10 protein-coding genes and 1 pseudogene are annotated in these 12302 nt (G+C 62.8%); 8 read left to right on the forward strand and 3 right to left on the reverse strand.

Annotated features, from left to right (window positions below):
* Positions 1-7: 7 nt before the first annotated feature.
* Positions 8-877: a xanthine dehydrogenase accessory protein XdhC gene (gene xdhC, locus I8N66_RS06825; RefSeq protein WP_291151297.1), complete on the forward strand. Its 870-nt coding sequence runs from the start codon at positions 8-10 to the stop codon at positions 875-877.
* A 34-nt stretch (positions 878-911) separates the two neighbouring features.
* Here xdhC and I8N66_RS06830 read toward each other — a convergent pair whose 3' ends face one another.
* Positions 912-1703 (reverse strand): NAD(P)H-dependent oxidoreductase, encoded by a 792-nt coding sequence (locus tag I8N66_RS06830; protein ID WP_291151300.1) that lies wholly within the window; start codon positions 1701-1703, stop codon positions 912-914.
* Positions 1704-1797: 94 nt separating this feature from the next.
* On the opposite strand from I8N66_RS06830, the gene I8N66_RS06835 reads away from it, so the two are divergent.
* Positions 1798-2724: a LysR family transcriptional regulator gene (locus tag I8N66_RS06835; protein ID WP_291151303.1), complete on the forward strand. Its 927-nt coding sequence runs from the start codon at positions 1798-1800 to the stop codon at positions 2722-2724.
* Positions 2725-2727: 3 nt separating this feature from the next.
* On the opposite strand, the gene I8N66_RS06840 is transcribed toward I8N66_RS06835, so the two are convergent.
* Complete coding sequence (locus I8N66_RS06840; RefSeq protein WP_113535231.1) at positions 2728-3642, reverse strand: LysR family transcriptional regulator; 915 nt, start codon at positions 3640-3642, stop codon at positions 2728-2730.
* A gap of 147 nt (positions 3643-3789) precedes the next feature.
* Here I8N66_RS06840 and I8N66_RS06845 point away from each other — a divergent pair, with 147 nt between their 5' ends.
* Both I8N66_RS06845 and guaD read left to right on the forward strand, forming a co-directional pair.
* On the forward strand, positions 3790-5028 hold the full coding sequence (locus I8N66_RS06845; protein WP_291151307.1) for a urate hydroxylase PuuD: 1239 nt from the start codon (positions 3790-3792) through the stop codon (positions 5026-5028).
* On the forward strand, positions 5025-6374 hold the full coding sequence (gene guaD, locus I8N66_RS06850; RefSeq protein ID WP_291151310.1) for a guanine deaminase: 1350 nt from the start codon (positions 5025-5027) through the stop codon (positions 6372-6374). The genes I8N66_RS06845 and guaD overlap by 4 nt, the downstream gene beginning before the upstream one ends.
* A gap of 107 nt (positions 6375-6481) precedes the next feature.
* On the opposite strand, the gene I8N66_RS06855 is transcribed toward guaD, so the two are convergent.
* A complete protein-coding gene (locus I8N66_RS06855; RefSeq protein WP_291151312.1) occupies positions 6482-7303 on the reverse strand; it encodes an IclR family transcriptional regulator in 822 nt (273 codons plus the stop codon).
* A gap of 170 nt (positions 7304-7473) precedes the next feature.
* On the opposite strand from I8N66_RS06855, the gene gcl reads away from it, so the two are divergent.
* The 4 genes and pseudogenes from gcl to I8N66_RS06875 form a co-directional block, all read left to right on the forward strand.
* Complete coding sequence (gcl, locus tag I8N66_RS06860) at positions 7474-9258, forward strand: glyoxylate carboligase (RefSeq protein ID WP_291151315.1); 1785 nt, start codon at positions 7474-7476, stop codon at positions 9256-9258.
* Positions 9259-9335: 77 nt separating this feature from the next.
* Positions 9336-10151: a hydroxypyruvate isomerase gene (gene hyi / locus I8N66_RS06865; RefSeq protein ID WP_291151318.1), complete on the forward strand. Its 816-nt coding sequence runs from the start codon at positions 9336-9338 to the stop codon at positions 10149-10151.
* Positions 10152-10156: 5 nt separating this feature from the next.
* A complete protein-coding gene (locus tag I8N66_RS06870) occupies positions 10157-11041 on the forward strand; it encodes a 2-hydroxy-3-oxopropionate reductase (RefSeq protein WP_291151321.1) in 885 nt (294 codons plus the stop codon).
* Positions 11042-11253: 212 nt separating this feature from the next.
* Positions 11254-12302, forward strand: a pseudogene (locus I8N66_RS06875) (glycerate kinase); the annotation flags it as partial.

A 12302-nucleotide genomic window follows, 5' to 3' on the forward strand; every position in this document is an offset into this window, starting at 1 on the left:
ATCGACCATGGTAGCGAGCCGCGAGGATATCAGGGACTTTCTTCGACGCGAGCGCGACTGCGTGCTCGTGGAGGTGACGGGTGCTGCGGGTTCGACCCCGCGCGACACCGATGCCTGGATGCTCGTCGCCGCCGATAGCCTTTTTGGCACGATCGGCGGCGGGCAACTCGAATACATGGCGATTGATCATGGCCGGCGGGCGCTCAAACGTGGCGATGCGCCGGAGGCGATGACGATCCCGCTCGGACCGGAGATCGGCCAGTGTTGCGGCGGGCGCGTGGCGCTCGCCTTCACACGCATCGATCGGGAGAAAGCCGCCATGCTGATTGAACGCAGCGACCTGGAAATCGCCAGCCGGCCGCATGTCTATGTCTTCGGCGCTGGCCATGTCGGCGATGCGCTGGCGATGGCGCTCTCCCTGGTGCCGGTGCGCACCGTTCTCGTCGATACCCGCGAAAACGAGCTTTCCGCCGTTGCCGACATTCCCGGTATCGAAACCTGCCTGACGGCGATGCCGGAGGCGGTGGTGCGCGATGCGCCCCCCGGCAGCGCCTTCGTGATCCTCACCCATGACCATGCGCTCGACTTCCTGATCGCCGCGGAAGCGCTTCGCCGTGATGACGCCTCCTATGTCGGCATGATCGGCTCGAAGACGAAGCGTGCGACCTTCAAGAACTGGCTGTCGCGCGAGATCGGCCGCCCGGAGCTTTTCGACCGGCTCGTCTGCCCGATCGGCGGCACGACGGTGAAGGACAAGCGGCCGGCGGTCATTGCCGCGCTTGCGGCCGCCGAAGTGATGGCAGCGGCACTCAATTTCCGCGAGCCGGCGCAAGCCGATGCTTCACGTCGGCCGGCCGCCGCCAAGCTTGCGCGCTAGGCAGGCGAGGCGGAGGAACCAAGCGTTCTCTACATTAGCCGGCCGTGCCGTTCAGGTGCAGCGCAAAACTGCGTGTATCCGGCGTGCCAAGTTCAGGTCGAAGTTCAAGGCTCGGGATCGCATAGTCCCCGCCGTTCTGGCGGCGATAGGGAATAGGTGCGGCCGTTCCAAGCGCATGCATCCTCTGCCGCAGGCGCTCGGCCGTGGCTTCGAAACCGGACTCGTCCAGTCCGTCGACGCGATAGGCGACGAAAGGCGGAAGCACGTCGTAGCCGGGATAGAAGAGGATCCCGTGATTGATCGGGAAGAGCAGGTCGTCGATCGGCCCGTTGACGCCCCGCGGCGAATAGTGCTCCTCCCAGCCGCCTGTTGTCACCACCAGCATGGCGCGTTTGCCGGCAAGCGTGCCCTCGCCAAAGCGTTTGCCCCAGTATTTGTCGCTGTGCTCGCCGACGCCATAGGCAAAGCCGTAGGCATAGACGCGGTCGACCCAGCCCTTGAGGATTGCCGGCATTGAGTACCACCACAGCGGAAACTGCAGGATCAGCGCGTCGGCCCAGAGCAGCTTTTCCTGCTCTGCCTTGACGTCGGCGGTCAGCGTATCGGTGGCGAAGGCTTCCTTCGAAGCGCGGCTTGGCTTCAAGCGGGCATCTGACACAAGCGCCGGAAAGTCGGCGCGGTCGATTTCGGACTTCCATCCCTCGGCATAGAGGTCCGTGACGCGAACTTCGTGGCCTTCCGCCTCAAGTGCCTTGATGGCGACATCGCGTAGCGCGCCGTTGAGAGAGCGGGGCTCGGGGTGAGCATAAACAAGCAGAACTTTCATGGTCGATATCCCTGGTGTCTTCAACTGAGACTCTAGGTAGACCGCTGCGCCCCTATGCGGTAGATATTCGAAATGCATAGGATTGTGCCGAAAAATGGATAAGTCCGACGTTACGCTCGAACGGATGCGAACCTTCGTGCGTGTCGCCGAGCGCGGCAACCTGTCGGCGGTTTCCCGTGAGCTTGGCATTGGTCAGTCCACGGTCACGCGGCAGTTGCGGGAGCTCGAGGAAGCGGTCGGCGTGCCACTGCTCAGCCGCACCACCCGGCGCGTCACCCTGACCGACGAAGGCAGCCGTTACTATGCCGATAGCATCCAGATCCTGCGCCTGGTAGAACAGGCCGGTGACGAAGCCCGCGGCACGCGCAGTGCCGTTGCCGGCACCATCCGCATATCCTGTACTGCGGCCTTTGGGGTGCTACATGTCAGCCGGCTGATCTTCGCCTTCCAGGACAAGTATCCGGAGGTCGGGGTCGATCTCAGCCTGACCGATGAGCGCATCGATCTGGTGCGAGAAGGCGTCGATATCGCATTACGCCTCGGGCCGCTCTCCGAGAGCTCGATGAAGTTGCGTCCGCTCGGCAAAAGCCGACGCCTGCTCGCGGCGGCGCCGACCTATCTGGCGGCACATGGCACGCCCGTTACGGCTCAGGACCTCTCCCGCCATGAGGGTATCCGCATGTCGAATGTCGCCGGCAGCGACATGCTCACTTGCGAGGGCCCGGACGGCCGCAGTCACTCGGTGCCCTTCTCCGGACGATTTCGGATCGATCACGGACTTGGCGCGCGCGAGGCGCTTGCCGCAGGCCGTGGCATTGCGCCTGCACATCGTTGGCTTGTGGACGATCTGTTGGCGAGCGGCCAACTCGTGGAGTTGCTGCCGGATTACACGCTGCCTTCGGTGCCGCTCAGCCTGTTGATCGTTCCGGAGCGCGCGGGCATTGCCCGGGTGCGGCTGCTGGTCGATTTTCTCGTCGAGCAGATCGGCGGCGTTCCCGGGATCGAACGAACCAAGGGCTAGGCGCTATTCCAGCGCCTTGCCGATCAGGCGCTGACAGCGTTCGGCCATGTAGTCGATCATCAACCGAACCTTCGGGTCCTGGAAGCGCTTGTGCGGATAGATCGCCGCAAGCTGTACGCTGAGCGGCGGCGTATCGACAAGAATCGGCACCAGCGCGCCGGAGTTGATGTGGCCTTTCACCTCGAAGAGCGGCTTGTTGATGATGCCGCGCCCATCGAGGGCCCATTGGGTCAGCACGTCACCGTCATCCGAATCGTAAGGGCCGATCACCTCCAGCTTGCGCACGCCCTCCATGGTCTGGAGCGTCCAGAAGTACTCTTTCGAGCCGGGATAACGCAGCAACAGACAGTCATGCTTGTCGGCGATCAGCGCTTCAGGCGTTTGCGGTATGCCTCGTTTCTCGAAATAGGCGGGCGCCCCGCAGATTACCCGCTCGCAATTCATGATGCCGCGCATGCGCAGGTTCGAATCTTCGAGGATGCCGAGCTTGAAGGCGACGTCGACGCCTTCCGAGAGGATGTCGACATTATGGTCCGAAAGGCGAAGGCGCACTTCGATGTCGGGATATTTGTCGTGAAACTCCGGAATGCCCGATGCAATCAGGCGCCGACCTATCCCCAAAGGAGCGGTAATCTTCAGCGCACCCTTGGGATTTCGCGAAAGATCGGCGATCGCATTCTCGGCCTCGTTGACCGCTTCGAGGATCTTTACCGCGCCGTCGTAAAAGACGCGACCGTGCTCTGTCGGGGTCAGCTTGCGCGTCGTCCGATTGAACAGGCGAACCCCCATATGGCGTTCCAACTCTTTGATTCTATTGCTCGCAACCGCCGGCGTCACGCGCTGGTCGCGACCGGCCGCCGACAGGGTTCCAAGCTCTACGACGCGTACGAAGACGCGCACATTGTCCAGATACGACATGCCTCCGTCCCACTCCTCCGGCTTCTTACTAGCCCATCCATTGCGTCGCTATTTTATAGATTTTTTTGAAAGTGTTGGTGAAGCAGCGACGTTCCCGCGACCTCCAGCAATGACACATAATGGCTGGAGGAGAAATGGGAGAATTGCATGTACGACTATGCCATCGCCTGGGATTGGCTGACCTTTGCCGTGAGATGGCTGCACGTCATCACCGCCATTGCATGGATCGGTTCGTCCTTTTACTTCGTCGCCCTTGACCTCGGTCTGAAGAAGCATCCCGGCCTGCCCGTCGGCGCCTATGGCGAAGAATGGCAGGTGCACGGTGGTGGCTTCTACCACATCCAGAAGTACCTGGTTGCGCCGACCAACATGCCGGAACACCTGATCTGGTTCAAATGGGAGTCCTACGTCGCCTGGCTCTCGGGCTTCGGCATGCTCTGCCTGGTCTATTATGCCGGCGCGGACCTGTACCTGATTGATCCGAACGTGCTCGATGTCTCGAAGCCGGTGGCGATCGCCATTTCGCTTGCCTCGATCGCCTTTGGCTGGCTCGCCTATGACACGATCTGCAAGTCGCCACTCGGCCGTGACAACACGCGACTGATGGTGCTGCTCTACTTCATCCTGGTCGCCATGGCCTGGGGCTACACGCAGCTCTTCACCGGCCGCGCGGCCTTCCTGCATCTCGGTGCGTTTACCGCAACGATCATGTCGGCCAACGTCTTCTTCATCATCATCCCGAACCAGAAGGTGGTCGTCGGCGACCTGATCGCCGGCCGCACGCCGGACGCCAAATACGGCGTGATTGCCAAGCAGCGCTCGACCCACAACAACTACCTGACGCTGCCGGTTCTGTTCCTGATGCTGTCGAATCACTATCCGCTGGCCTTCGGTACCCAGTACAACTGGATCATCGCCTCGCTGGTCTTCCTGATGGGCGTCACCATCCGCCACTATTTCAACACCCGGCACGCGAACAAGGGTAACCCGACCTGGACCTGGCTCGTCACCGCGCTGCTCTTCGTCGCGATCATGTGGTTGTCGACCGTGCCGAAGATTTTGGCCGGCGGCGGCGAGGAGAAGATCTCGGCCGCGCAGCAGCCCTTCGTGACGGCAGAAGCTTTCCCGAAGGTGCGCGACACGGTGCTCGGCCGTTGTTCCATGTGCCATGCCAAGGAGCCCGGCTGGGAGGGTATCGTCGTGCCGCCGAAGGGCGTGACGCTCGAAACCGACACCCAGATCGCCAACCACGCGCGCGAAATCTATCTGCAGGCCGGCCGCACCCACGCAATGCCGCCCGCCAATGTCACCGGCGTATCGGACGAGGAGCGGCAGCTGCTCGTCGCCTGGTACGAATCCGTTGTGAATGGAGGCAAGACCCAATGACCGATTTGCTGATCCGGGGCCGCGTGCTCACCTTCGTCGAGGAGCCCAAGGGTCTCGACGATGCGGCCTCCTATCGTTACTTCGAGGATGGCGCCGTGCTGGTGCGGGACGGCAAGGTCGCCGATATCGGCGAACATGCCGAGGTTGCCCGCCGCGCCGGCGCCGGCGTCAAGGTCGCCGACCATCGCCCCAACCTCGTGCTGCCCGGTCTGATCGATACGCATCTGCATTTCCCGCAGACGCAGGCGATCGCTTCCTACGGCGCTCAGCTTCTTGAATGGCTGAACACCTACATCTTCGTCGAGGAACAGAAGTTCCGGAAGCCGGAACATGCCAACTTCATCGCCGGCCGCTTCATGGACGAGCTCCTGTCCAACGGCACGACGACGGCGGTCGCCTATTGCTCCGTGCATCCGGAAAGCGTGGACGCCTACTTCGGCGCGGCGGAAGCACGCGGCATGCTGATGATCGGCGGCAAGGTGATGATGGACCGCAACGCGCCCGATGCGCTGCGCGACACGCCACAACAGGGCTATGACGAGACGAAGGCGCTGATCGCCAAATGGCATGGCCGCGGCCGCGCGCACTACGCCATCAGCCCGCGCTTTGCCATCACCTCGACCCCGGAGCAGATGGAGGCGAGCAGGACGCTCGTCGCCGAGCATCCGGAATGCTACGTGCAGACGCATCTTTCCGAAAACAGGGACGAGATTGCCTTTGCGACCTCGCTCTATCCGGAGGCGAAGGACTATACCGACATCTATGCGCGCTACGATCTCCTGACGCGCAAGACCTTGCTCGGTCACTGTATCTATCTGAGCGATCGCGAGATCTCGGTTCTCGCCGAGACCGGGGCCGTCGGCACCTTCTGCCCGACCTCGAACCTCTTCCTCGGCTCCGGTCTCTTCGACCGGGACCGCTTCGACAAGCTCGGTGCCCGCTGGTCGGTCGCGACCGATGTCGGCGCCGGAACGAGCTTCTCGATGCTGGAGACGATGGACGAGGCCTACAAGGTGCTGCACCTGCAGGGCCAGCGTCTGACGCCGTTCAATTCCTTCTACCGCATGACGCTCGGCAACGCCCGCGCGCTCGATCTCGACGACCGCATCGGCTCCCTTCATGTCGGCGCGGATGCGGATATCGTCGTGTTCGACAGTCGCGCCAAGCCGTCGATGGAGCTTCGCATGCGGGTCGCCGGTTCGCTCGCGGAAGAGCTCTTCATCTTGCAGACGATGGGCGATGACCGCTGCGTCACTGAAACCTACGTCGCCGGCAAGCCGATGAAGGGTGCCACCAGCGGTGTGAAGGACACGACACCGGCGGCCAAACGCCTCGAAGCCGTCTGACCGGCATAGCACCGCGTTCTCAGGGCTTGCAGATCTGCAAGGATCTGCAAGCCTTTTTGTTTGCGTGCAGCCTATTCCAACCGAATGCGCGGCGCCTGCTTGATCGCTTACAGTTCTTCCGGCCGTTTGCCGCCCATCGCTTTGGTCAGGGCGTCGGCGCGTTCGCGCACCACAGGGCCGAAGATCGAGAGCTTCTGATCGCTGACGCGGACCGATGGGCCGGAGATGGAGATGCCGGCAATCGTTTCGCCATATTCGTTGAAGATCGGTGCTGCGACGCAGCGCATGCCGAGCGTGTGCTCCTCGTCGTCGACCGACCAGCCGCGGTGGCGGATCTCCTGGATGTCCTTCAGCAGTGCCGGCAGCGTGTCGCGGGTCTTGTCGGTAAAATGCGCGAGCTCGCGGCCATGGAGAAGCTGGGCGATGTCCTTGTCGGACCAGGTGGACAGGATGGCTTTGCCGATGCCGGAGGCATGAACCGGGCCACGGCGGCCCGGGCGAAAGAAGGCGCGCATTGGCGCGTGGCTTTCGACCTGCGAGATGAAGACGACGTCGCCGCCTTCCTCGATGCCGATATTGGCCGTCTCGCCGCTTTCCTCCATCAGCCCCTTGAGGAAGGGGCGACTGATCGTGCCGAGCTTGCGGAAGCGCAGATAGGCGTTGCCGATCTCGAAGGCCTTGAGGCCGACGGTCCAGGCGCCGGTATCCGGATCGTTCATCACCATGCCGTGTCCGGCAAGCGTCGTCAGCAACCGGTGCACTGTCGATGGTGCCATGCCGGTCTCATCGGCAAGCTGGGTCAAGGTCGAGCCGTCGCCCTTAGCCACCACCGTCAGCAGAGCAAGGCTGCGGTCCAGCACCTGGACGGAGGACGGCGCAGCATTCTCGCCCGCCTTGCGTCCGCGTTTTCCCTTGCCGTTACCGTCCATCGAAGCCTCTCTGCAAATCACATCTCTCGCCATCATCCTCTATCAGCCCACGTAGCGATTTTCTCCGAATTATTGAAAATCTTTATTTCCACATGATGGAAATGATTTCCATTTGTGTGTTGCCAATCGAAATAGATGGATTATGTTTTCAGGAAATTGGAGGAGTTCTCATGGCTAAGATGCGTGCCGTTGACGCGGCTGTTTACGTTCTGGAGAAGGAAGGCATCGATTGTGCCTTCGGCGTACCGGGTGCCGCCATCAACCCGTTCTACTCGGCGCTGAAGGCGCGCGGCTCGGTTCGCCATATCCTGGCACGCCATGTTGAAGGTGCCTCGCATATGGCGGAGGGCTACACCCGCGCCAAGCATGGCAACATCGGCGTCTGCATCGGCACGTCGGGCCCGGCCGGTACCGACATGATCACCGGCCTCTATTCGGCCCAGGCGGATTCGATCCCGATCCTTTGCATCACCGGCCAGGCGCCGCGTGCACGCCTCGACAAGGAAGATTTCCAGGCCGTCGATATCTCGAAGATCGCCGCACCCGTCACCAAATGGGCGGTCACCGTCATGGAGCCGGCACTCGTTCCCTTCGTCTTCCAGAAGGCATTCCATATCATGCGCTCCGGCCGTCCCGGCCCGGTCCTGATCGACCTCCCGGTCGACGTTCAGCTGGCCGAGATCGAGTTCGATCCGGACACCTATCAGCCGCTCGAGCCCTACAAGCCGAAGGCGACCCGCGCCCAGGCCGAGAAGGCTCTGGCGATGTTGAACGATGCGGAGCGTCCGCTGATCGTCGCCGGCGGCGGCATCATCAACGCCGACGCTTCCGATCTTCTGACCGAATTTGCCGAGATCACCGGCATACCGGTTATTCCGACGCTGATGGGCTGGGGCACGATTCCGGACGACCATCCGCTGATGGCCGGCATGTGTGGTCTGCAGACCTCGCACCGCTATGGCAACGCCAACCTGCTCGCCTCCGACTTCGTTCTCGGTGTCGGCAACCGCTGGGCCAACCGCCACACCGGCAACGACCCGACCTATACGGAAGGCCGCAAGTTCGTTCACGTCGACATCGAGCCGACGCAGATCGGCCGCGTCTTCGCGCCCGATTTCGGTATCGTCTCGGATGCCGGGGCCGCGCTGAAGCTCTTCCTCGATGTCGCGACGGAATGGAAGACAGCTGGCAAGCTGCGTGACTGGTCCGTCTGGGCGGAAGAGTGCCGCGAGCGCAAGCGCACCATGCTGCGCAAGACACACTTCGACCAGACACCGCTGAAGCCTCAGCGTGTCTATGAAGAAATGAACAAGGCCTTCGGCCGCGACACCTGCTACGTTTCGACCATCGGCCTCAGCCAGATCGCCGGCGCGCAGTTCCTGCACGTTTACAAGCCGCGCAACTGGATCAATTGCGGCCAGGCCGGCCCGCTCGGCTGGACCCTGCCTGCCGCTCTCGGTGTTCGCGCCGCCGATCCCAACCGGCCGATCGTTGCTCTCTCGGGCGACTACGACTTCCAGTTCATGATCGAGGAACTGGCCGTCGGTGCCCAGCACAAGCTGCCCTACCTGCATGTGGTCGTGAACAATTCCTATCTCGGCCTCATCCGCCAGGCACAGCGCGGCTTCAACATGGACTTCGAGGTCAGCCTCGCCTTCGACAACATCAACGCCTCTGGCGATGCGGAGAAGGGCTACGGCGTCGACCACGTCGCGGTTGCCGAAGGTCTCGGCTGCAAGGCGATCCGGGTGCGCAGCCCGAACGAGTTCCAGGAGGCCTTCGACCGTGCCCGTGCCCTGATGGATGAGCACCAGGTTCCCGTCGTCATCGAGTTCATCCTGGAGCGCGTCACCAACATCTCCATGGGCGCCGACATCAACGCCGTCGTCGAGTTCGAGGAACTGGCGACCCGCGGCGAGGACGTGCCGACCGCGATCACGGCGCTGCTCGACTGAGGCCACCGGACTGAGGAGATGCGGGCGGCCAGCCGCCCGCATGCCGCTCCAAAACAAACACAAGGAGGAAGCATCGCATGGCGAAGTTCGCTGCGAACCTGACAATGTTGTTCAACGAGGTGCCGTTCCTCGACCGTTTCGCCCTTGCTGCCAAGGCCGGCTTCGACGGCGTGGAATATCTGTTTCCCTACGAATTCGAGAAGGTGAGCCTGCGCGCCGAACTTCAGCGCCACGGCCTCACCCAGGTTCTGCACAACCTGCCGGCCGGTGATTGGGCACGCGGCGAACGCGGCATCGCCATTCTGCCGGATCGCGTCGACGAATTCCGCAAGGGCGTAGCGAGCGCGATCGATTATGCGACTGCGCTCGATTGCCGCCAAGTCAACTGCCTCGTCGGCATCGCGCCTGATGGTGTCTCCGACAGTATCCTGCGCACGACACTGGTCGCCAACCTCAAGCTCGCAGCCAGCGAACTCGGCAAGCACGGCATTCGCCTGCTGATCGAGCCGATCAACCGCTTCGACATTCCGGGCTTCTACCTCAACACTGTTGGCCAGGCTGCTTCGATCATCGAGGAAGTCGGCAGCGACAACCTCTTTATCCAGTACGATCTTTACCACCAGCAGCGCACCGAGGGTGAACTGGTCGGCACCTACAAGCGTTATGCCAACCGCATCGCCCACGTCCAGCTTGCCGACAACCCCGGCCGCAACGAGCCCGGCACCGGCGAGATCAACTATCCGTTCGTCTTCGACGCACTGGAAGAGGCCGGCTACGACGGGTGGATCGGCTGCGAATACAAGCCGCGCACCACGACGGCCGATGGCCTTGGCTGGCTCGGCACCGAGCGCCAGCGCACCCAATCCGCAGACATCATCAAGATCAGGAGCTAAGCACCATGGCAACAATCGGTTTCATTGGACTGGGTATCATGGGCACGCCGATGGCGCGCCACCTGCAGGATGCCGGCCACACCATCGTCACCTCGAAGTTCGTCATTCCCCCACGCCAGGAACTGCTCGACAACGGCCTCAAGTTCGTCGACTCGCCGAAGGCGCTGGCCGAAACCGTCGACACGATTATCCTGATGTTGCCGGACACCCCTGAGGTCAAGGACGTCCTCTTCGGCGAAAACGGCGTTGCCTACGGTCTTTCGAAGGGCAAGCTCGTCATCGACATGAGCTCGATCTCGCCGATCGAGACGAAGGAGTTCGCCAAGAAGGTACGCGAGACCGGCGCCGAATATATCGACGCCCCGGTCTCCGGCGGCGAAGTCGGCGCCAAGAACGCCTCGCTGTCGATCATGGCGGGCGGGTCCCAGGAAAGCTTCGACCGCGCCCTGCCGCTCCTCAAGTTGATGGGCAAGAACATCACGCTCGTCGGCGATTGCGGCGACGGCCAGGTCACCAAGGTTGCCAACCAGATCATCGTCGCGCTGACGATCGAGGCTGTATCGGAAGCGCTCGTCTTCGCGTCGAAGGCCGGTGCCGATCCGGCACGCGTCCGCGAGGCACTGATGGGCGGCTTTGCCTCCTCGCGTATTCTCGAGGTTCACGGTGAACGCATGATCAAGCGCACCTTCGACCCGGGGTTCCGCATCTCGCTGCACCAGAAGGACCTGAACCTGGCTCTCCAGGGTGCGAAGTCGCTCGGCATTTCGCTGCCGAACACCGCAGCAACGCAGGAGCTCTTCAACAACTGCGCCGCCAATGGCGACAGCGGCCTCGACCACTCCGGCCTTGTCCGCGCACTCGAGCGCATGGCGAACCACCAGGTCGCCTGATCCTTTTGTCAGAGTAAAAATGCGCATGACTCGTCCGGCAACCCATTGCGCCGGGCCGGTCATGTGTCCGGGCGGCGGTTGGAGGAACCGCCGCCCGAGACCTTCAAGCAATCCAGGAAAAGTGCGAAGCGGTTTTCCGTCAGATATTGCGCTAGTGCTCTAGGGAGAGACCAATGCCAGCCATCACCGACCCACGCAGCTTCCTGGAGACACTGTTCACCTCGGCCGTTGCCGCCGCCGACCCGGAACGGGTGATCGCTGCAAATCTGCCCGAGCGGCCAAAGGGGCGCACGGTCGTCGTCGGCGCCGGTAAGGGCGCAGCCCAGATGGCGGCCGCGTTCGAGCGTCATTGGGATGGTCCGCTCTCGGGCGTGGTCGTCACCCGCTATGGCTACGCTGCTCCGTGCAAGAAAATCGAGGTCCTCGAGGCATCGCATCCGCTCCCGGATGAAAACGGTCTGCAGGCCGCTAAGCGACTGCTGGCCGAGGTCAGCGGACTGACGGAGGACGACCTCGTCGTCGCGCTCGTCTGTGGCGGTGGTTCGGCATTGTTGCCTGCACCGCCATCCGGCCTGACGCTGGAGGACGAGATTGCTGTCAATCGGGCACTGCTTGCCTCTGGCGCGCCGATCAGCGCCATGAATGCGGTGCGCAAGCACGTCTCGCTGATCAAGGGCGGCAGGCTCGCCGCCGCCGCCTATCCGGCCAAGGTGGTCTCGCTGATCGTTTCCGATATTCCGGGCGATGACCCAGCGCTGGTCGCTTCCGGGCCTACGTTGCCGGATGTCAGCAATCGCGAAGACGCCCTGACGCTCGTCGAACGTTACGACCTGCAACTGCCTGCGACAGTCATGGCCTGGCTCAAGAACCCGGAAAGCGCTGCGCCGTTGCCTGATGATCCGCGTTTTGCCCGAAACGAAGTCCGGCTCATCGCGTCCGCGTCCGTTTCGTTGGAGGCTGCTGCCGCACAGGCGCAGGCGGCCGGCATCGAGGCGATCATTCTTTCCGATGCGATCGAGGGCGAGGCGCGCGACGTCGGTCGTGTCCACGCGGCAATCGCCCGGGAGGTTGCCGGCCGCGGCCGGCCGTTCACCAAGCCGGTTGTCGTTCTCTCCGGCGGAGAGACGACCGTCACCATCCGCGGCAAGGGCAAGGGCGGTCGCAACAGCGAGTTCCTGCTGGCGCTGGCGCTCGGGATCGACGGTGCCAAGGGCGTCTCGGCGCTCGCCGCCGATACCGACGGCATCGATGGGTCGGAAGA

Origin of the sequence: Ensifer sp. SSB1 (assembly GCF_016652895.1) — a bacterium.
Classification (GTDB): Bacteria; Pseudomonadota; Alphaproteobacteria; order Rhizobiales; family Rhizobiaceae; genus Ensifer.